Below are 20,119 nucleotides of genomic sequence, written 5' to 3'. Positions count from 1 at the left end.
ACTGATCAGACTCCAGCGGGCGCGGGGGTGTCGGCGGACAGGTCGGCGGGGGACGCCAGGTGACCCAGGACGGCCGTCGCGGCCGCGACCTGCGGCGACACCAGGTGCGTACGGCCGCCCTTGCCCTGCCTGCCCTCGAAGTTGCGGTTGGAGGTGGAGGCGGAGCGCTCGCCCGGGGCCAGCTGGTCGGGGTTCATGCCCAGACACATCGAGCAGCCCGCGTGCCGCCACTCGGCGCCGGCCTCCTTGAAGACCACGTCCAGGCCCTCGGAGACGGCCTGGAGACCGACCCGCGCGGAGCCGGGGACGACCAGCATCCGTACGCCGTCGGCGACTTTGCGGCTCCGCAGGAGATCGGCGGCGGCCCGCAGGTCCTCGATGCGGCCGTTGGTGCAGGAACCTACGAAGACGGTGTCCACCTTGATGGAGCGCAGCGGCTGGCCGGCCTCCAACCCCATGTATTCCAGGGCCTTTTCGGCGGAGAGGCGCTCCGAAGCGTCTTCGTACGAAGCGGGGTCGGGGACGGATGCCGAAAGCGGCGCGCCCTGGCCGGGGTTGGTGCCCCAGGTGACGAACGGCGACAGTTCACCGGCGTCGATGACGACCTCGGCGTCGAACTCGGCGTCCTCGTCGGTCCTCAGCGTCTTCCAGTACGCGACGGCCGCGTCCCAGTCCTCGCCCTCGGGGGCGTGCGGGCGGCCCTTGAGGTACTCGAAGGTGGTCTCGTCCGGGGCGATCATGCCCGCGCGGGCGCCGGCCTCGATCGACATGTTGCAGATGGTCATCCGGGCCTCCATCGAGAGCTTCTCGACGGCGGAGCCGCGGTACTCCAGGATGTAGCCCTGGCCGCCGCCCGTACCGATCCTGGCGATGATCGCCAGGATCAGGTCCTTGGCCGTGACGCCCTCGGGCAGCTCGCCGTCGACCGTGATCGCCATGGTCTTCGGGCGGGCCAGCGGCAGCGTCTGGGTGGCCAGCACGTGCTCGACCTGGGAGGTGCCGATGCCGAACGCCAGCGCGCCGAAGGCGCCGTGCGTGGAGGTGTGCGAGTCGCCGCAGACGACCGTGGTGCCGGGCTGGGTCAGGCCGAGCTGCGGGCCGACCACGTGCACGACGCCCTGCTCGACGTCGCCCAGCGGGTGCAGCCGGACGCCGAACTCGGCGCAGTTCTTGCGCAGCGTCTCCAGCTGGGCTCGGGAGACCGGGTCCGCGATGGGCTTGTCGATGTCGAGGGTCGGGGTGTTGTGGTCCTCGGTCGCGATGGTGAGGTCGAGGCGGCGCACCGGGCGGCCGTTCTGCCTGAGGCCGTCGAAGGCCTGCGGGCTGGTCACCTCGTGCAGCAGGTGCAGATCGATGAAGAGGAGGTCGGGCTCGCCCTCGGCGCGCCGGACGACGTGGTCGTCCCAGACCTTCTCCGCGAGTGTCCTACCCATCGCTTTCCCTCCGGCCGGCAAAGGTGAGCCGGCCCAACTAGAGATCTTGAGGAGGCGGCTTGCCCGCGCCCCAGATACGGGCGTCCGCCGCCGGGCCCGTTGGTCCGCGGGCCGTTGTGTGTTCAAGGGTGTCGCAGTCCACGGAAAATTGAACTTGCGTTTCACAGAGTGAGACGCGAGTATCGTTGCATGGACAACAGTAGCGGCGTCGGCGTTCTGGACAAGGCAGCCCTTGTCCTGAGCGCTCTGGAGTCCGGTCCGGCCACCCTCGCGGGTCTGGTCGGGGCCACCGGACTGGCACGACCCACGGCCCACCGGCTGGCCGTGGCATTGGAACACCACCGCATGGTGGCGCGCGACATGCAGGGCCGTTTCATTCTCGGCCCGCGCCTGGCCGAGCTGGCCGCGGCGGCGGGCGAGGACCGCCTGCTGGCCACGGCGGGGCCGGTGCTCACGCACCTCAGGGACATCACCGGCGAGAGCGCGCAGCTCTACCGTCGCCAGGGTGACATGCGCATCTGCGTGGCCGCGGCGGAACGCCTGTCCGGCCTGCGGGACACGGTCCCGGTCGGCTCCACGCTGACCATGAAGGCCGGCTCCTCGGCACAGATCCTGATGGCCTGGGAGGAGCCCGAGCGCCTGCACCGCGGCCTCCAGGGCGCCCGCTTCACGGCGACGGCCCTGTCGGGCGTACGGCGGCGCGGCTGGGCCCAGTCCATCGGCGAGCGCGAGCCCGGCGTGGCCTCCGTCTCCGCGCCCGTGCGCGGCCCCTCCAACCGCGTGGTGGCCGCGGTCTCCGTCTCCGGCCCCATCGAGCGCCTGACGCGCCACCCGGGCCGTATGCACGCCCAGGCGGTCATCGACGCCGCCGCTCGCCTCTCCGAGGCCCTGCGCCGCTCGGGCTGACCGCCCGCGGCATGTGACCGGACGGCCGGGCCCGCCTCAACGCCGCGGCAGGCCCGCCCCCGCCCGTCTCACGCGTCGCGCGACGCCGTCGCCTTCTCCGACCGGTGCGCGAACCGGTCCTTCGCCCGCCTCCCCCGCCGCTCCACCGGCACCTGCCCGTGCGCGGCGGCGAGCCCGAACGCGGGCATGTCTCCGTAGATCGACTCGTAGGACCCCTCCGGCACGACGTAGGTCTCGTGCCAGATACCGACGTGTCCGCGCACCTTCCCGTCCCGCTCCTTGCGGTTGATCAGTGCCCAGACCTGGTGATGGAAGGCGTCGGGCGCGCTCGCGTACGCGTAGAGCCGCTCCTTCGACTCCCAGTACTGGACGACGTAGTAGGTCCGCGGCGATGCCGTGAGCAGGACGCGGCCGAGCAGGCCGCGCTCCGGGGCCCGCTCCAGTTCGCGCAGCATGCGGAGCATCGCCCGCATGACCGGCACCCACTGGTGCACCGCCCAGAAGCGGTTGACCCGCATGCCGATCAGCAGCACCACCACATCGCCCTCGGCCGCCGCGGTGGTTCGGCCCGCGGTGATCCGATTCCGGAACATGACGCCTCCCTCGTCGGTGAGCGGCACTATCCGAGTGCCCGTGTTTGGATAGTGCCGTTATCCAATAAGGAGCGCAAGACATGCGGCTCGCCGAGTTGAGCAGACGCAGCGGTGTGTCCACCGCGACGATCAAGTACTACCTGCGCGAAGGGCTGTTGCCGTCGGGCCGGCAGGTCAACACGACCACGGCCGAGTACGACGACGAGCACCTGCGCAGGCTCCGTCTGGTCCGCGCGATGATCCAGGTGGGCCGGCTCCCGGTGGCGACGGTCCGGGAGGTGCTCGGGCACGTCGACGACGACTCGCTGGGCCGGACGATCCGCCTGGGCGCGGCGCTGTGGGCGTTGCCGCAGGTGCCGGAGCCGGACGAGGAGGACGAGTACGTCCAGGCCGCGCACCGGGAGGTGGCCGAGCTGCTGGAGACCCTGGGCTGGACGAACGCGAAGGCGCTGACCACCATCTCCCCCGCCTACCGCTCACTGGTGGTCGGCGTGGCCGCGTTCCGGCGGCTCGGCTACGACTGGGGGGCCGAACTGCTCGCGCCCTACGCCCGGTTGATGCACCAGGCGGCCGTGCTCGACCTGGACTTCGTGGAGACCCATCCGTCGGAGGCGGAGAAGGCGGAGACCGCGGTCCTGGGGGCGATCCTCAACGAGCCGGTGCTGCGGGCCCTGCACCGGCTGGCCCAGGAGGAGGAGTCGGCACGGCGTTACGGCTTCGAGTGAGCCGCCGGGAAACGGCGAAGGCCCCTCGCCGCAGCGAGAGGCCTTCGTGTCGTACCCCCGACCGGATTCGAACCGGCGCTACCGCCTTGAGAGGGCGGCGTGCTAGGCCGCTACACAACGGGGGCGAGGATCTTACGAGCGTTTAAAACTACACCGCCGCAGATCCGAGCTGGTCTACCTGGACTCGAACCAAGACTAACTGAACCAGAATCAGTCGTGCTGCCAATTACACCATAGACCAATGATGGCTTAGACCAGTCAGTACCCCCGACCGGATTCGAACCGGCGCTACCGCCTTGAGAGGGCGGCGTGCTAGGCCGCTACACAACGGGGGCCCTAGCGATCCCGACAGGATCAGGATCAGTACCCCCGACCGGATTCGAACCGGCGCTACTGCCTTGAGAGGGCAGCGTGCTAGGCCGCTACACAACGGGGGCGTTGCAGATGAGCTCTGCGAGCTGGCCTACCTGGACTCGAACCAAGACTAACTGAACCAGAATCAGTCGTGCTGCCAATTACACCATAGGCCACTGGAACGCAAGCCCCTGAGGGGACTTTGTTCTAGTTCGCTCCTCCGGGTTCTGGCCTTTCGGCCCGCTCCTCGGCGGCGCAGGAAGAACATTACCTGAAGGTGGACGGGGCTCCAAAACGACTATCCGGAGCGAGCAGCGCGGGTAGTTCGGCGAGGGACTCGATCCGGTGGCGCCCGGCGGGGCCGTCGCCGCCGGCCCACGCACCGGCACGGTCGATCCACACGGACCGCAGCCCCGCCTCCGCCGCGCCCCGGCCGTCGATCTCCGGGTGGTCGCCGACGTACGCCACCTCGTGCGGGGGCAGACCGAGCGCCTCGCAGGCCGCGAGGAACGCCCGGGCCTCCGGCTTGGAGACACCGAGCTCGGCGGCGCACAGGACGGCCTCGAAACGGTCACGCACCCCCAGGGTGCGCAGCTTGCGCTCCTGGACGTGGATGCTCGAGTTGGACAGCACCGCGTGCCGGTGGCTGGCGGCGAGGGCGTCGAGGACGGGCAGCACGTCCGGGAAGAGGGCCCAGGCCGCCTCGTAGTGAGCGACGTAACGCCGGAACCAGGCATCGGCCTCGGCGTCGGTCAGCCCCTGGCCGAGGAAGACCCGTACGCGCTCCTGGCGCTGGGCCTCGAACGAGAGCTCACCCGCCGAGAAGCGTGCCCACTGTTGGTCGGTGATCTCCCGCCACCGCAGGACGGCCTCCTCCGGGCTCGCGTACCCGAGGAGCAGCCCCTCGGCCGCGAGATGGTCCCGCATACCGATGCGGTCCGCGGTCGTGTAGTCGAAGAGGGTGTCGTCGACGTCCCAGACCACGGCGTGGATGCTCATGCCCCGACGGTAACCCGGGGGCGGGGTGCGCGGGCCGGAATGCGCCGAGGGGCGGCACCCGGAGCTCCGGGTGCCGCCCCTCACGGGTACGCCGCCTAGGCCGAGAGCTTCGCCAGCGCCGCGTCGACGCGGGCCAGCGTCTTCTCCTTGCCCAGGATCTCCAGGGACTCGAAGAGGGGCAGGCCGACGGTGCGGCCGGTGACGGCCACGCGGACGGGCGCCTGGGCCTTGCCGAGCTTGAGGCCGTGGGCCTCGCCGGCGGCCAGGACGGCCTCCTTCAGGGACTCCGCCGAGGTCCAGTCGGCCGACTCGAGCTTCTCGCGGGCCGTGCGGAGCAGGGCGTCGGAACCCTCCTTCATCGCCTTCGTCCAGCTCGCCTCGTCGAAGACCGGCTCGGAGAGGAAGAGGAAGTCGACGTTGTCGGTGATCTCCGACAGGACCTTGAGGCGGGTCTGCGCGTGCGGGGCGACCGCCTGCCACTTCGCCTCGTCGAAGTCCTCCGGCGCCCAGGGGGCGAACGGCGGCTGGAGCCACGGGCGGCAGCGCTCCGTGAAGTCCTTCACGTCCAGCAGGCGGATGTGGTCGGCGTTGACCGCCTCGGCCTTCTTCAGGTCGAAGCGGGCCGGGTTGGGGTTCACGTCCTTGATGTCGAAGGCCGCGATCATCTCGTCGATCGTGAAGATGTCCTGGTCGGCCGAGAGGGACCAGCCGAGCAGCGAGAGGTAGTTGAGCAGGCCCTCGGGGAGGAAGCCGCGCTCCCGGTAGAGGTTGAGGGACGCCTGCGGGTCGCGCTTGGAGAGCTTCTTGTTGCCCTCGCCCATCACGTACGGCAGGTGACCGAAGGCCGGGGTCTGCTTGGCGATGCCCAGCTCGGTCAGCGCCTTGTACAGGGCGACCTGGCGCGGGGTGGAGGAGAGCAGGTCCTCGCCGCGCAGGACGTGGGTGATCTCCATCAGGGCGTCGTCGACCGGGTTGACCAGCGTGTACAGCGGGGCGCCGTTCGCGCGGACGATGCCGTAGTCCGGGACGTTCTCGGGCGTGAACGTCAGCTCGCCGCGGACCAGGTCGGTGAAGGTGATCGTCTCGTCGGGCATGCGGAAGCGGACGATCGGGGCGCGGTTCTGGGCCCGGTACTCCTCGACCTGCTCGGCGCTCAGGTCGCGGCAGTGGCCGTCGTAGCCAGAGGGCTTGCCGGCGGCGCGGGCGGCCTCGCGACGGCTGTCCAGCTCCTCCTGGGAGCAGTAGCAGTGGTAGGCGTGGCCGGCGTCGAGCAGTTTGGCGGCGACGTCCTTGTAGAGGTCCATGCGCTGCGACTGGCGGTACGGCGCGTGCGGGCCGCCGACCTCGGGGCCCTCGTCCCAGTCGAAGCCCAGCCAGCGCATCGCGTCGAGCAGCTGGTCGTACGACTCCTCGGAGTCACGGGCGGCGTCGGTGTCCTCGATGCGGAAGACCAGAGTGCCCTGGTGGTGCCTGGCGAACGCCCAGTTGAACAGGGCGGTGCGGACCAGGCCCACATGGGGGTTACCGGTGGGCGAGGGACAGAAACGGACGCGAACGGGGGAGGCGGGTGCGCTAGCCACGCTTGACAACCTTGTTGGTGAGAGTGCCGATGCCTTCGATGGTGACGGCGACCTCGTCGCCGACGTTCAGGGGGCCGACCCCTGCCGGGGTGCCGGTGAGGATCACGTCGCCGGGGAGCAGCGTCATGGCCTCGGTGATGTTGACGACCAGGTCCTCGATGGAGTGGATCATCTCGGACGTCCGGCCCAGCTGGCGCTGTTCGCCGTTGACCGTGAGCTGGACGGTCAGGTCGGACGCGGTGGCGAGGTCCAGGTCGGTCTCGACCCAGGGGCCGAGCGGGCAGGAGGTGTCGAAGCCCTTGGCCCGGGCCCACTGCTTCTCCCGCTTCTGGACGTCGCGGGCGGTGACGTCGTTGGCGCAGGTGTAGCCGAGGATCACGTCCTGGACGCGCTCTCGGGGTACCTCACGGCACATGCGGCCGATCACCACGGCCAGCTCGGCCTCGTGGTGCAGTTCCTGGGAGAAGGGCGGGTACTGGATGTCGTCGCCGGGGCCGATCACCGAGGTGGAGGGCTTGAAGAAGGCGAACGGGGCGTCGGGTACCTCGTTGCCGAGTTCGCGCGCGTGCTCGGCGTAGTTGCGGCCGAAGGCCACGACCTTGTTGGGGAGCACCGGCGGCAGCAGCCTGACCTTGCTGACGGGGACCTTCGTGCCGGAGAGCTCGTAGTCCGCGAACGGGATGCCCTTGATGATGTCGAGGACGAGTTCGTCCTGCTTGTCGCCCTCGACCGCGCCGAAGGCGACGTTCCCGTCGATGGAGAATCTGGCGATGCGCACGGGATCCTTGCGCCCCTTAAGTTTCGGTGGCCGAGCCGGCTGGAGTCTGAGGCTCCAGGCTAACGCGGAAGAGGCTCGGGACCTCGCGCATCACGAAGGGCGCCCCTGGTGGCGGGGCGCCCCGAGTTCGCAGGGCCGCGGCTGAGCATCCGGCGGACCGGGTGCGTACTACTCCGCGACGGAGGCCCCGACCGGGACCTCGATGAGGATGGTGCGCCTGGGGTTGGCGGTCTGGGCCGGCAGTTCGACGGAGTGCTCCGGCTGCTCCGCGGTCTGCAGTTCGTCGGCGTCCTCGAGGTGCGCCAGAGTCGTGCGCCGCGGGTTGGCTATGGTGCGGAACAGCATCGTCGTTTTCACGGTTGTCGTACGCCCTGTTCTTGTTGTCGTTGTTGCCGCATTTGTAAAGCGCCAGGCTAAACACGCGATTCCCCAACGGAGTCGCGAAGTACTCGTGATCAGTGTGTGAGTTTGCTCACGAGCGTGGAGACAATCCGGTCAATTCCGGCCTGCGCGCGACAACGCTGAAACGGACATTGGCTCCCCGAAGCCACCATTCCGCTCCTGATCATGGCGACTGGGACACCGGCGCTATCCCGGCGACTCGCTGGAATAAGTCCGTTTTGCACGAGAACGGCGTCCACGGTTCGTAATGCGTCACTCACATGCTGTCACGGAGGTCACAGCTCGGCTCCGGCTCTTGTTGGAGATCCTGCACTGTGCTGGAATCTCACGGACCGCCGCAGGATCGAGCCGGCGCACAGGGGGCGCGACACAGCGCCGAGTGGCGGCGAGATAGGGGGAGCCAGCGCCGGTCACTCAAGACCACCCAGGGGGGCGTTTTCAGGGCGTTCCCCACAACGCCGACACCGTGTCCTTCCGTTCACGCGGAGGGGTGCCTGGTCCAGAGGTTGCGACGCTAGTGCAGGGACGTTTCAAGAGGGATGGCAGTGCTTCGGCCGAGCCGGAGCCGCATGGCGGGACTGCCCCCAGCAATGGCAGCTCCTCGCCCCAGCACGCCCAGAACCCGGGCCCGGCCCCGTCCGGCGATGGCGGTGAGCGCCCCGGGCGCCCCGGCGCGTCGGCGCCTTCGGGGCCTCCGAGCCCCGCTCCCAAGGTCAAGGCCGCCGGCGGCCCGACGGGGCCCGGCTCGCGCGTAGCCCTGCGCAACTGGCGCATCTCCACGCGCCTGGTGTCGCTGCTCGCGCTCCCCGTGGTCGCCGCGACCTCGCTCGGCGCGCTGCGCATCAGCCAGAACGTCGACGACATCCAGCAGCTCGACAACATGAAGCTGCTGACGGACATGACCAAGCAGGCCACCGAGCTTGCCCAGGCGCTCCAGGACGAGCGCGACCAGTCCGCGGGTCCGCTGGCGCACGGCGCCAGCACCACCAGCGACTACACGGTCAAGGGCCTGTGGACGAAGACCGATGACGCCAAGGCGAACTTCGAGGACGCCTCGGAGCAGATCGACGACGCCAGCAAGAACGGCCAGCTCCAGGGCGTCCGCGACTCCCTCGTCGGCATCGCCGGGCAGCTGGACGACCTGGCCAAGATCCGCAAGTCCGCGTACCAGTCGAAGAACAACTCCACGCAGACGGTCGAGTCGTACCACCGCCTGATCACCCAGCTGATCGACCTGTCGCAGGACATGGCGGAGGCGTCCAGCAACCCCGAGATGATCTCGCGCACCCGCGCCCTGGCGGCGTTCTCCACCGCCAAGGAGTACGCGTCCGTGCAGCGCGCCGTCATCGCCGCGGCCCTGCCCGAGACCACCACGACCGCCGGTCACCTCTCCGACAACGACCGGCTCTACGCGCAGTCGGCGCAGAGCAGCGAGGAGTCCGAGCTCACCATCTTCAGGAAGATCTACTCGGACCAGAACCCCGAGGAGCTCCTGAAGCCCATCGACGAGGGCAACGCGACCATCGAGTCCGCGGACACCTACGCCAACCGCGCCCTGAGCAGCGCCGACGGACTCGCCGAACTCCAGAAGCGGTCCTACCGCGACTGGGTCGACGAGAGCACGACCAAGATCGAGCAGATGAAGAAGATCGAGCACACGCTGCTCGAGGACATGGAGCAGAAGGCCCGCGAGCTGCGCTCCGCCTCGGAGAGCGAGGCGATCATCTCCGGTGCGCTGATCCTGCTGGTGCTCGGCGTCTCCCTGGTCGGCGCCTTCGTCGTGGCCCGCTCCATGATCCGCTCCCTGCGCCGCCTCCAGGAGACCGCCACCAAGGTCGCCCAGGACCGTCTGCCCGAGCTGGTCAAGCAGCTGTCCGAGTCCGACCCGCAGGACGTCGACACGTCCGTGGAGTCGGTCGGTGTGCACTCCAAGGACGAGATCGGCCAGGTGGCCGCGGCCTTCGACGACGTGCACCGCGAGGCGGTCCGCCTCGCCGCCGAGCAGGCCCTGCTGCGGGGCAACGTCAACGCGATGTTCACCAACCTCTCGCGCCGCTCCCAGGGCCTCATCCAGCGTCAGCTGTCGCTCATCTCCGAACTGGAGTCCCGCGAGGCCGACCCTGACCAGCTGTCCTCGCTGTTCAAGCTGGACCACCTCGCGACCCGTATGCGCCGTAACGGCGAAAACCTCCTCGTCCTCGCCGGTGAGGAGCCCGGCCGCCGCTGGACCCGCCCGGTCCCGCTGGTCGACGTGCTCCGCGCCGCCGCGTCCGAGGTGGAGCAGTACGAGCGCATCGAGCTGGCCGCGGTGCCGACCACCGAGGTCGCCGGCCGCGTCGTCAACGACCTCGTACACCTCCTCGCCGAGCTGCTCGAGAACGCCACCTCCTTCTCCTCGCCGCAGACCAAGGTCAAGGTCACCGGTCACGCGCTGCCCGACGGCCGCGTGCTGATCGAGATCCACGACACCGGTATCGGCCTGTCCCCCGAGGACCTCGCGGCGATCAACGAGCGGCTCGCCTCGCCGCCCACCGTGGACGTCTCGGTGTCCCGCCGCATGGGTCTGTTCGTGGTCGGCCGGCTGTCGCAGCGCCACGGCATCCGCATCCAGCTCCGCCCGTCCGACTCCGGTGGCACGACCGCGCTGGTCATGCTCCCCGTGGACGTCGCCCAGGGCGGCAAGAAGCCCGCTCCCGGCAAGCCCGGTGCGTCCTCCGGCGGTCCGGCCGCCGCGCAGGCCGCCGCCGGTGCGGCCGCGGCCCGGCGCAACAACGCCCAGGGCAACGGCGGTTCACTCGGCGCGGGTGCGCCCGGTGGCGCCCTCGGCGGCGGTGCGCCCTCGGGCGGCGGACGCCTGGGTGCCGCTCCCGGCGCGCGTGGCCAGGTCGGTGCGGGTCAGGGTCCGCGGGCGGCACTGCCCGGCGCAGGTCAGGGCGGCCGTACCGGCGGGCTCGGCGGGCTCACACCGCGTGGACCCCAGCAGGGCCGGCCGGCTCCGGCCGGCGCGGGTGCGGGCGGCTTCGGCGGGCAGGCCCCGGGTGCCCCGCAGGGCATGCAGGCCGCGGGCCCCGGCGCCCCGCAGCAGGACGCCTTCGGCAACCGCGGCCCCGTGACCCCTCAGCGCGGCAACAACGGCAACAACGCCTCCGACCAGGGCCGTCAGCCCCAGCTCCCGCCGCGTGGCGGACCGCGGGCCGAGCTGCCCGGCGGCAACCCGCAGCAGCGCACGCCGAGCTGGGGCGACGAGACCGGCCGGACACCGCAGTCGCGCGCCTCGCTGGACGCCCCGCGCGGCCACGACGAGCAGGATCCGGCGCAGACCTCACAGATGCCGCGCATCGACGACCGGCACGGTCCCGGTGCGACCGCCGAGATACCCCGGATCGACGACCGGCAGGGTCCGGCCGCCACGGGTGAGTTCCCCCGCCCGGACCTGAACGGCGTCAACGGCTCCCAGAACACGGGCTCGTTCGTCCGCTCCGACGTGTTCGACGCCCCCACCGGGCAGCCGAACAGCTCGGGCACGGGCCAGTTCGCCGCCCCGCAGGCCTACGACGCCGGCTCCACCGGCCAGTTCGCCGCGCCGGGCTACGACAACAACTCCACCGGCCAGTTCGCCACCCCGAACTTCGACGGTGGGTCCACCACCGGGCAGCACTCCCTGCCCGGCCGCCACAACGGCTCCGGCACCGGCCAGTTCGAGCGGCCGCAGACGGACGGCCGGGGCGCCGACTTCGGCGCGCCGCGCCCGCCGGCTCCGCAGCAGCAGCGTCCGGTCCGGCAGGCGCCCGAGGCCCTGCCGCCGGCCAGCGGTCCCGGGGACGGTCGTACACCGCTGTACGACACCCTGGAGACCAACTGGTTCCGCGGTGGCCAAGGCGGCGGTCAGGGTGGACAGCAGGAACCGCAGCAGAGCAACGGCTCGGCTCCGGCTCCCGCACCGCAGCAGCCGCAGGCTCCCGCTCCCGCCGCTCCGGCGGCCGCACAGCGTCCCGCCGCAGGCTCCTGGCGCACCTCGCCGAACGACGAACTCGTCCGGCAGGCAGAGCGCGTCCGGCAGCCGGCAGCGGGCGGCGTCACCACTTCCGGCCTGCCGCGCCGGGTGCCCCGGGCCAACCTCGTCCCGGGCACGGCTCAGCAGCAACAGCACCAAACCGGTCCGCAGGTCTCGCGTGCGCCTGACGACGTACGCGGCCGGCTGACCAATCTCCGTCGGGGTATCGCGCAGGGTCGTCAGGCCGGCAACGGTCAGACCGGCAGCTTCCCGAGCCCCACTCACCAGCAGGAGCGTTAGTTGAGCCCGATGAGCCAGGCGGCACAGAACCTCAACTGGTTGATCACCAACTTCGTGGACAACACCCCCGGGGTGTCCCACACCGTCGTCGTGTCCGCCGACGGTCTCCTTCTGGCGATGTCCGAAGGCTTCCCGCGTGACCGCGCCGACCAGCTGGCGGCCGTCGCGTCCGGGCTCACCTCGCTGACCGCCGGGGCCTCCCGGATCTTCGAGGGTGGCACCGTGGCGCAGACGGTCGTCGAGATGGAGCGCGGTTTCCTCTTCCTCATGTCCATCTCGGACGGGTCGTCCCTCGCCGTCCTGGCCCACCCCGAGTGCGACATCGGCCTCGTCGGCTACGAGATGGCGCTGCTCGTCGACCGCGCGGGCGCGGTGCTCACGCCCGACCTGCGCGCCGAACTACAGGGCAGTCTGCTCCACTGATCGGCTCCGGTACCACCCACATCACCAAATCACCGTCCGGCCGCCACAATCCCCCCACCGGCCCCGTCAGACGGCTTGCCCGACCGACTTGCTGTCCCGCCCGGAGGATTCATGACCCCGCCCACCGCCTCTCATGATCCGTACGCCGAGCCGTACGGGGACGAGGGCGACCAGCCGCTGGTACGTCCGTACGCGATGACCGGTGGCCGGACCCGGCCGCGCTATCAGCTCGCCATCGAGGCGCTGATCAGCACCACGGCCGACCCGGCAGCGCTCATGGGACTGCTCCCGGAGCACCAGCGGATCTGCCATCTGTGCCGCGAGGTGAAGTCGGTCGCCGAGGTCTCGGCGCTGCTCGCCATGCCGCTGGGTGTGGCGCGGATCCTCGTCGCGGACCTCGCCGAGGCCGGCCTGGTGGCCATCCACCAGCCGGGCGGCGACGAGAACAACGGTGGCGCACCGGATGTGACGCTGCTCGAAAGGGTGCTCAGTGGACTTCGCAAGCTCTGACGGGGGCCGGGCGACCACCTCCGCGAAGATCGTGGTGGCGGGTGGCTTCGGCGTGGGCAAGACCACGTTCGTCGGCGCCGTCTCGGAGATCAACCCGCTGCGCACGGAGGCCGTGATGACGTCCGCGAGCGCGGGCATCGACGACCTCACCCACACCGGGGACAAGACGACCACCACGGTCGCCATGGACTTCGGCCGCATCACGCTCGACCAGGACCTGATCCTGTACCTCTTCGGTACGCCGGGCCAGGACCGCTTCTGGTTCATGTGGGACGACCTGGTCCGCGGCGCCATCGGCGCGGTCGTGCTCGTGGACACCCGGCGCCTGGCCGACTGCTTCCCGGCCGTGGACTACTTCGAGAACAGCGGCCTGCCGTTCGTCGTGGCGCTCAACGGCTTCGACGGACAGCAGCCCTACCAGCCCGAGGAAGTACGCGAGGCGCTCCAGATCGGACCGGACACCCCGATCATCACCACGGACGCCCGGCACCGCTCCGATGCCAAGAGTGCGCTGATCACGCTGGTGGAGCACGCCCTGATGGCACGCCTGAGGTAGATCAAGTCTGGAGTGCCGTACGGCAGTTGTCGTAATCACACCGGAGCCGACTGTGGCCTTTGACACGGTCGGCTCCGGTGTTCATAACGTTTCGGCAGAGGAATCGGGTGGTATCGCCACGCGTCGCGGTCAGGCGGTACCGCTACGCGCACAAAAGCCCCGCCTTTTGGCGGGGCTCGCTCTTTATGACCGTTTTATCTGGGGCTTACATCACTCCGAATCAGAGGTTTCCACTGTTTGGAAGTGCGCAGGCCCACGTGCTGGAATGCCTGAACTGCCCAATAGTCAAAGACGTACTCCCTAGTGGTCTATGACACACCGGGTTCTGAGAGACTGCGGCACGACGTAGGTGCCCGCCGCCGAGAGGTTGTTGGTCGAGTGAGGCGAAGCAAGAACGGTCCCGAGCCGTCGGCGCGGGGCAACTTCACCCCGCCGCCGCGCGCTGTGGCGCCCACCCCGGTGCCCGGTGCGGAACCGGCGGCCGCCCCCGCCAAGAGCGGCGGCCGATTCTCCCCACGCAACTGGCGGGTGCCGACCCGTCTGAACGCGATCCTGCTCATACCCGTGGTCGTCGGCCTCATCATGGGCGGCTTCCAGGTGAAGAGCTCGATCGACACCTGGCAGGAGGCCCAGGACGCGGAGCACACCGCCCGCCTGGTCCGCGCTTCCCTCGCCTACGCCGACGCCCTCGAGAACGAACGTGACATCACTGCGGCCCCGCTGCTCCAGGGCAAGGGCCAGAACAACAGCACGGTCACCGCGATCCGCAAGAAGACGGACGACGCCGCCGACGCGTTCGACGCCGCCGCCCAGGACATGCCGGACGACGCCGGCCTGAAGCGCCGGCTGAAGCTGTTCCGCGCGGCGGAGCCCAAGCTCCAGAAACTGCGCGCGGCCGCCTACTCCTCCAAGGTGACCGGCGTACAGACCGAAGAGGGTTACGTCGACGTCAGCCACCCGCTGATGGAGTTCGCCAACGAGCTCGGCCTGGGCACCGGCAACATCACCTCCTACGGCCGCACCGTCTACGCCATCTCGCTGACCAAGGCGGCGCTGTCGCTGGAGCGCTCGATCGGCATGCACCTGCTGATCAAGCCCGGCCCGGACGCCGGGAACCTCGCCACCCAGCGTGTCTCTCTCTCCTCGTACGCCTACCTCGAGCGGATCGCCGTCGAGGAGTACACGGGCGGTGGCACCGCGGCCGACGCGAAGAAGCTGAAGGACTACGAGGCCAAGATCAAGTCCGACGGCGTCGCGATGGCCGAGCAGGCCAAGGGCAAGGACCCGAACTACGTGGCGCCGCCGTCCAAGCCGACCACGATGGTCTCGGCCCTGGCGACCCTCCCGGACACCAGCACCACCACGCGCGCCGGACTCGCCCAGAAGGGCATCACCGCGCAGAACTGGTGGGCGGTCAACACGCTCAAGTACAACGCCTACCGCCAGATCGAGTCGGACATGGCGGAAAAGGCGGTGAACGAGGCCTCGAACATCTCCGACGACGCCAAGACCTCCGCCATCATCACCGGTGCCGCGGTCGTGGTCGCCCTGCTCGCCGCGTTCATCCTGGCCGGCATGGTGGCCCGCCAGATGAGCCGCTCGATGCGCCAGCTGCGCAACGCCGCCTTCGGCATCGCCGAGCAGCGCCTGCCGATGCTGGTCGACCAGCTCTCCCGCACCGACCCCGGCCGCGTGGACACCCGCGTCGCGCCCATCCCGATCAACACCCGGGACGAGATCGGCGAGGTCGCCCGCGCCTTCGACCAGGTCCACCGGGAGGCCGTCCGGCTCGCCGCCGAGCAGGCCCTGCTGCGGGGCAACATCAACGCGATCTTCACCAACCTGTCGCGCCGCAACCAGTCGCTGATCGAGGGCCAGCTGAGCCTGATCACCGACCTGGAGAACAACGAGGCCGACCCGGACCAGCTGGAGAACCTCTTCAAGCTGGACCACCTCGCGACCCGTATGCGCCGCAACGGCGAGAACCTCCTGGTCCTCGCCGGCGAGGAGCCCGGCCGCCGCTGGGACCAGCCGGTCCCGCTGGTCGACGTGCTGCGCGCCGCCTCCTCCGAGGTGGAGCAGTACGAGCGCATCGAACTCTCCGGCGTCCCGGAGGCCGAGATCCACGGCCGCGCCGTGACCGACCTCGTGCACCTGCTCGCCGAGCTCCTGGAGAACGCCACCACGTTCTCCTCCCCGCAGACCAAGGTCCGCGTCACCGCGACCCGTCTCCCCGACGGCCGCATCATGATCGAGATCCACGACAAGGGCATCGGCCTGACGGCCGAGGACTTCGCGGACATCAACCACAAGCTGGCCAACCCGCCGACCGTGGACGCCGCGATCTCCCAGCGCATGGGCCTGTTCGTGGTCGGCCGGCTGTCCGACCGGCACGGCATCCGCGTCCAGCTGCGTCCCTCCGGCGAGCAGGCCGGTACGACCTCGCTGGTCATGCTGCCGGACGCGATCACGCACGGCGGTGGCGGCGAGCAGGCGCTGGACCGCGACGAGTTCACGGTCTCCCAGATCATCCCGGAGCGGCAGCAGCTCCAGGGCGAGAACTTCAACCAGCAGCAGCTCCAGCCGATGCGCACGGCGGCCGAGCTCGGCTTCGACGACAGCCGCTACGTCGACGTCCCCGACGACATCCGGGACCTGGACCCCGTCGGCCGCTCGCTGATGCGCGAGGAGCGCCGCGCGGCCCTGGAGTCCCAGAACCACGGCCCGCAGGAGATCGAGGCCCCCCGGGAGGCCCCCGAGACCCCCGCGTACGCCGACGAGTTCGATGCCCAGGGCTACGACGGCAGCCGTACCGGCTACCAGGAGCAGCCCGCGGCCTACGACCCGCAGCAGGCGTACCAGGAGCAGCAGCAGGCGCCTTACGCCGAGCCGCAGCAGACGGCCTACGACCAGCCGCAGCAGCCCGCGTACGACGAGCAGTACTACGCGCCGAACGGCGGCCGGCCGCAGAACGACGCCTTCTCGTCGGTCGGCGGCTACCCGGAGCCCACGTATGCGGAACCGGTCCAGGAGGAGCACACGGCCGCGCACGCCGCCGCCTCCGAGTCCTACCCGGCCTACGAAGAGAAGCCCTACCAGGACGACTGGCCGCAGCAGGACGGTTTCCAGAACGGGTACCCGGCCCAGTACGCTCCGGAAGCGGAATCCGCGCAGGCCGGTGACGTGAACGAGCGGGACCGCGTAGGCTTCGACCGTCCGGGACCGACCTCCACCGCCGGTCACACACTGACCGACGCCGGGCTGCCCCGCCGCGGATCCATCGCGAGCGGAACGAACGGCTCGAACGGTGCGCGGCCCATGAGCCGGGAAACGTCGGCTCCCGCACCGGAGAGCGACGGCGGCAGCGACTGGCGTTCGGCGAACGACCAGCGGTGGCAGCAGGCCTCGCAGCTCCGGAAGCCCAAGGCAGGCGGGGTCACCTCGTCCGGTCTGCCGCGGCGCGTGCCCAAGGCCAACCTGGTCGAGGGCGCCGCCGAAACCACCCCTCAGGGAGGCCCACAGGTCTCCCGCGCCCCGGAGGACGTCCGGGGCAGGCTGAGCAACCTGCGTCGAGGCGTCCAGCGCGGACGCAACGCAGGCAGTGAAACGAACGGCCAGGGCTTCGGCCCTGACAGCACCTACAACCAGGAGCGTTAGTGTGAGCCCGATGAGCCAGGCGGCACAGAACCTGAACTGGTTGATCACCAACTTCGTGGACAACACCCCGGGGGTGTCCCACACGGTGGTGGTCTCCGCCGACGGACTCCTTCTGGCGATGTCCGAAGGCTTCCCCCGCGACCGCGCCGACCAGCTCGCGGCCGTCGCCTCCGGTCTGACGTCTCTGACGGCAGGCGCCTCCCGGATCTTCGAGGGCGGCCACGTGAATCAGACGGTTGTGGAGATGGAGCGGGGATTCCTGTTCCTCATGTCCATTTCCGACGGTTCCTCGCTGGCGGTCCTGGCACACCCGGAGGCGGACATCGGCCTCATCGGGTACGAAATGGCGCTCCTGGTGGATCGCGCAGGCACGGTTCTTACCCCGGATCTGCGTGCGGAACTCCAGGGAAGCCTTCTCAACTAACTATCAGACGGTGCGTTTTCGCGTCCCGGGGCCGTAAGGTTTCGGGACGCGGCTCCACAGGGATGGGTGCCCGGCACGGTCGGAGGAGGAGAGAAAGTGGCAACACCCCCAGGCGGTTCCAATTCGGGCAACTGGTCGTACGGTCCCGCACAGGGCCAGGGCGACGGTTCCGCGAACCGGTACAACTTCCCCTCCGCCCCCAGCCACCGGCAGCCGTACGCGCCACAGGGCCCCGGCCCGTCGCCGTACGACCAGCCGCCCGCGCCGCGCATCCAGCCGGTGCAGCCGCAGCGTCGCCCCGAGCCGGCGCCCGCCGGGGCGTCGAACAACCCCTTGGTGCGCCCGTACGCCATGACCGGCGGCCGGACGCGCCCGCGGTACCAGCTCGCCATCGAGGCACTGGTGCACACCACCGCGCAGCCGCACCAGATGCAGGGCCAGCTGCCCGAGCATCAGCGGATCTGCCACCTCTGCCGTGAGATCAAGTCGGTAGCCGAGATCTCGGCCCTCCTGACAATCCCTCTCGGCGTGGCCAGGATCCTCGTCGCCGACTTGGCGGAGGCGGGCCTGGTCGCCATCCATCAGCCCGGCGGCGACGAGAGCGCCGGCGGCCAGCCAGACGTGACACTGCTCGAAAGGGTGCTCAGTGGACTTCGCAAGCTCTAGCGGCGGTCCTTCCCGCTCCACCACCTCCGCGAAGATTGTGGTGGCGGGCGGCTTCGGCGTGGGCAAGACCACGTTCGTCGGGGCTGTTTCGGAGATCAACCCGCTGCGCACAGAGGCCGTCATGACGTCCGCTTCGGCAGGCATCGACGACCTCACCCACACCGGGGACAAGAAGACCACCACGGTCGCCATGGACTTCGGTCGTATCACCTTGGACCAGGACCTGATCCTGTACCTGTTCGGCACCCCCGGTCAGGACCGCTTCTGGTTCATGTGGGACGACCTGGTCCGCGGCGCCATCGGCGCGATCGTCCTGGTGGACACCCGCCGTCTCGCCGACTGCTTCCCCGCGGTCGACTACTTCGAGAACTCGGGTCTCCCCTTCGTCATCGCCCTCAACGGCTTCGACGGCAACCAGCCGTACAACCCGGACGAGGTCCGCGAGGCGCTCCAGATCGGCCCCGACACGCCGATCATCACGACCGACGCCCGCCACCGCTCGGACGCCAAGTCGGCGCTGATCACTCTCGTGGAGCACGCGCTGATGGCACGGCTCCGCTAGCCGTTACGCCATATGGATGGGCGGGCCCTCCCACCGGGGAGGGCCCGCCCATCCATATGGCGCAGCACGGGAAAAGGGGCCCCTCTTGGCAGAGGGGCCCCTTTTCCTACGTTCGAGCGGCGCAGCCTAGCCGTGCCAGCTGTGCGGGGCGCGGAAGCCGGGCTCGCGCTCCAGGCGGCGCCAGCCGGCCTTCGGGCGGGCGCGGTGCGCGGGGGCCGACGGGGCGGCCGCCGCACGGGCCAGGAGGACGGCCGTGATGGCGGCGACCTCCTCGGGCTCGGCGTGGCCCTTCTCGACGCGGATCTCAGCGTTGTCCATGGGTGTCAGTCTCCGTGGATGAGGTTTCCGCGGCGGTACCGCGGAGGTTCCGCAGGGTTACTGCGGGGGGTTGCCGTGCTTGCGGGAGGGGAGGTCGGCGTGCTTGGTGTGCAGCATCGCCAGGGACCGGATGAGCACCTCGCGGGTCTCGGCCGGGTCGATGACGTCGTCGACGAGGCCGCGCTCGGCCGCGTAGTAGGGGTGCATCAGCTCGGCCTTGTACTCCTTGACCATCTTCTGCCGCATGGCCTCGGGGTCCTCGGCGCCCGCGATCTGGCGGCGGAAGATGACGTTGGCCGCGCCCTCCGCGCCCATCACGGCGATCTCGTTCGTCGGCCAGGCGTAGGTGAGGTCGGCCCCGATGGACTGGCTGTCCATGACGATGTAGGCACCTCCGTACGCCTTGCGCAGGATCAGCGAGATCCTCGGCACGGTCGCGTTGCAGTAGGCGTACAGCAGCTTCGCGCCGTGCCGGATGATTCCGCCGTGCTCCTGGTCGACACCGGGGAGGAACCCCGGGACGTCCAGGAAAGTGACGATCGGGATATTGAAAGCGTCACACATTTGGACAAAGCGCGCAGCTTTTTCACTCGCCTCGATGTCCAGGACGCCCGCGAGCACCTGCGGCTGGTTGGCGATGATGCCGACCACCTGGCCGTCGAGGCGGGCCAGGGCGCAGATGATGTTGCGGGCCCAGCGCTCGTGGACCTCGAGGTAGTCGCCGTCGTCGACGATCTCCTCGATGACCTTGACCATGTCGTACGGCCGGTTGCCGTCCGCCGGGACCAGGTCCAGCAGGACGTCCGAGCGACGCTCCGCCGGGTCCGTGGCCTCCGCCCTTGGCGGGTTCTCGCGGTTGTTCTGCGGGAGCAGCGAGAGGAGGTAGCGCACCTCGGCGATGCAGGTCTCCTCGTCGTCGTACGCGAAGTGGCAGACGCC

At 70.0% G+C, this 20,119-nt stretch carries 18 protein-coding genes and 5 tRNA genes; 10 read left to right on the top strand and 13 right to left on the bottom strand.

Annotation, left to right across the window (positions count from 1 at the left end; genetic code table 11):
- Positions 1–5: 5 nt before the first annotated feature.
- On the bottom strand, positions 6–1,433 hold the full coding sequence (gene leuC / locus ABZ915_RS34915) for a 3-isopropylmalate dehydratase large subunit (protein ID WP_361811618.1): 1,428 nt from the start codon (positions 1,431–1,433) through the stop codon (positions 6–8).
- Positions 1,434–1,622: 189 nt separating this feature from the next.
- Here leuC and ndgR point away from each other — a divergent pair, with 189 nt between their 5' ends.
- A complete protein-coding gene (gene ndgR / locus ABZ915_RS34910; RefSeq protein ID WP_123973900.1) occupies positions 1,623–2,339 on the top strand; it encodes an IclR family transcriptional regulator NdgR in 717 nt (238 codons plus the stop codon).
- 68 nt (positions 2,340–2,407) lie between these two features.
- On the opposite strand, the gene ABZ915_RS34905 is transcribed toward ndgR, so the two are convergent.
- Positions 2,408–2,932, bottom strand: coding sequence for a DUF4188 domain-containing protein (locus ABZ915_RS34905; RefSeq protein ID WP_361811615.1), 525 nt, complete (start codon positions 2,930–2,932; stop codon positions 2,408–2,410).
- 80 nt (positions 2,933–3,012) lie between these two features.
- Between ABZ915_RS34905 and ABZ915_RS34900 the strand changes: the two genes are divergently transcribed.
- Positions 3,013–3,657, top strand: coding sequence for a MerR family transcriptional regulator (locus ABZ915_RS34900; protein WP_361811612.1), 645 nt, complete (start codon positions 3,013–3,015; stop codon positions 3,655–3,657).
- Between the two features lie 52 nt (positions 3,658–3,709).
- Here the strand turns inward: ABZ915_RS34900 and ABZ915_RS34895 are convergent.
- The 9 genes from ABZ915_RS34895 to ABZ915_RS34855 form a co-directional block, all read right to left on the bottom strand.
- Positions 3,710–3,782, bottom strand: a tRNA-Glu gene (locus tag ABZ915_RS34895).
- 44 nt (positions 3,783–3,826) lie between these two features.
- Positions 3,827–3,898: transfer RNA gene (locus tag ABZ915_RS34890), tRNA-Gln, on the bottom strand.
- 21 nt (positions 3,899–3,919) lie between these two features.
- Positions 3,920–3,992, bottom strand: a tRNA-Glu gene (locus ABZ915_RS34885).
- 29 nt (positions 3,993–4,021) lie between these two features.
- A tRNA-Glu gene (locus ABZ915_RS34880) sits at positions 4,022–4,094 on the bottom strand.
- A 21-nt stretch (positions 4,095–4,115) separates the two neighbouring features.
- Positions 4,116–4,187, bottom strand: a tRNA-Gln gene (locus ABZ915_RS34875).
- A 91-nt stretch (positions 4,188–4,278) separates the two neighbouring features.
- Positions 4,279–5,010: an HAD family hydrolase gene (locus ABZ915_RS34870; protein WP_361811609.1), complete on the bottom strand. Its 732-nt coding sequence runs from the start codon at positions 5,008–5,010 to the stop codon at positions 4,279–4,281.
- A 95-nt stretch (positions 5,011–5,105) separates the two neighbouring features.
- On the bottom strand, positions 5,106–6,590 hold the full coding sequence (gene gltX, locus ABZ915_RS34865) for a glutamate--tRNA ligase (protein WP_361811606.1): 1,485 nt from the start codon (positions 6,588–6,590) through the stop codon (positions 5,106–5,108).
- Positions 6,583–7,368, bottom strand: coding sequence for a fumarylacetoacetate hydrolase family protein (locus ABZ915_RS34860; RefSeq protein ID WP_361811603.1), 786 nt, complete (start codon positions 7,366–7,368; stop codon positions 6,583–6,585). The genes gltX and ABZ915_RS34860 overlap by 8 nt, the downstream gene beginning before the upstream one ends.
- Before the next feature lie 168 nt (positions 7,369–7,536).
- The gene (locus ABZ915_RS34855; protein WP_361811600.1) at positions 7,537–7,725 is read right to left on the bottom strand and encodes a hypothetical protein; all 189 of its coding nucleotides are present in this window, start codon (positions 7,723–7,725) and stop codon (positions 7,537–7,539) included.
- A 562-nt stretch (positions 7,726–8,287) separates the two neighbouring features.
- Here ABZ915_RS34855 and ABZ915_RS34850 point away from each other — a divergent pair.
- The 8 genes from ABZ915_RS34850 (at position 8,288) to ABZ915_RS34815 (ending at position 18,862) form a co-directional block, all read left to right on the top strand.
- Positions 8,288–12,064: a nitrate- and nitrite sensing domain-containing protein gene (locus tag ABZ915_RS34850; protein WP_361811598.1), complete on the top strand. Its 3,777-nt coding sequence runs from the start codon at positions 8,288–8,290 to the stop codon at positions 12,062–12,064.
- A 9-nt stretch (positions 12,065–12,073) separates the two neighbouring features.
- Positions 12,074–12,487 carry a roadblock/LC7 domain-containing protein gene (locus ABZ915_RS34845; protein ID WP_037654657.1) on the top strand — a complete coding sequence of 138 codons (414 nt, stop codon included), beginning with the start codon at positions 12,074–12,076 and terminating at the stop codon, positions 12,485–12,487.
- Positions 12,488–12,598: 111 nt separating this feature from the next.
- A complete protein-coding gene (locus tag ABZ915_RS34840; RefSeq protein WP_019058642.1) occupies positions 12,599–12,997 on the top strand; it encodes a DUF742 domain-containing protein in 399 nt (132 codons plus the stop codon).
- Positions 12,978–13,553, top strand: coding sequence for an ATP/GTP-binding protein (locus ABZ915_RS34835; RefSeq protein WP_030793795.1), 576 nt, complete (start codon positions 12,978–12,980; stop codon positions 13,551–13,553). Before ABZ915_RS34840 ends, ABZ915_RS34835 begins: the two co-directional genes overlap by 20 nt.
- Positions 13,554–13,931: 378 nt before the next feature.
- Positions 13,932–17,210 (top strand): nitrate- and nitrite sensing domain-containing protein, encoded by a 3,279-nt coding sequence (locus ABZ915_RS34830; RefSeq protein WP_361811594.1) that lies wholly within the window; start codon positions 13,932–13,934, stop codon positions 17,208–17,210.
- A gap of 10 nt (positions 17,211–17,220) precedes the next feature.
- Positions 17,221–17,634, top strand: coding sequence for a roadblock/LC7 domain-containing protein (locus tag ABZ915_RS34825; RefSeq protein ID WP_037625176.1), 414 nt, complete (start codon positions 17,221–17,223; stop codon positions 17,632–17,634).
- A 96-nt stretch (positions 17,635–17,730) separates the two neighbouring features.
- Positions 17,731–18,300: a DUF742 domain-containing protein gene (locus ABZ915_RS34820; RefSeq protein WP_361811591.1), complete on the top strand. Its 570-nt coding sequence runs from the start codon at positions 17,731–17,733 to the stop codon at positions 18,298–18,300.
- Positions 18,281–18,862, top strand: a complete 582-nt coding sequence (locus tag ABZ915_RS34815; protein ID WP_361447334.1) for an ATP/GTP-binding protein — start codon at positions 18,281–18,283, stop codon at positions 18,860–18,862. The genes ABZ915_RS34820 and ABZ915_RS34815 overlap by 20 nt, the downstream gene beginning before the upstream one ends.
- A 126-nt stretch (positions 18,863–18,988) precedes the next feature.
- Here ABZ915_RS34815 and ABZ915_RS34810 read toward each other — a convergent pair whose 3' ends face one another.
- The gene (locus ABZ915_RS34810) at positions 18,989–19,180 is read right to left on the bottom strand and encodes an acyl-CoA carboxylase subunit epsilon (protein WP_355941144.1); all 192 of its coding nucleotides are present in this window, start codon (positions 19,178–19,180) and stop codon (positions 18,989–18,991) included.
- A 57-nt stretch (positions 19,181–19,237) separates the two neighbouring features.
- The coding region (locus ABZ915_RS34805; RefSeq protein ID WP_361811587.1) for a carboxyl transferase domain-containing protein at positions 19,238–20,119 on the bottom strand (882 nt) is incomplete at its 5' end.

This window comes from Streptomyces sp. NPDC046915 (assembly GCF_040644935.1).
Classification (GTDB): domain Bacteria; phylum Actinomycetota; class Actinomycetes; order Streptomycetales; family Streptomycetaceae; genus Streptomyces.
Note: the sequence above shows the minus strand (reverse complement) of the source record. Positions and strands in the feature narration are given on the sequence as shown.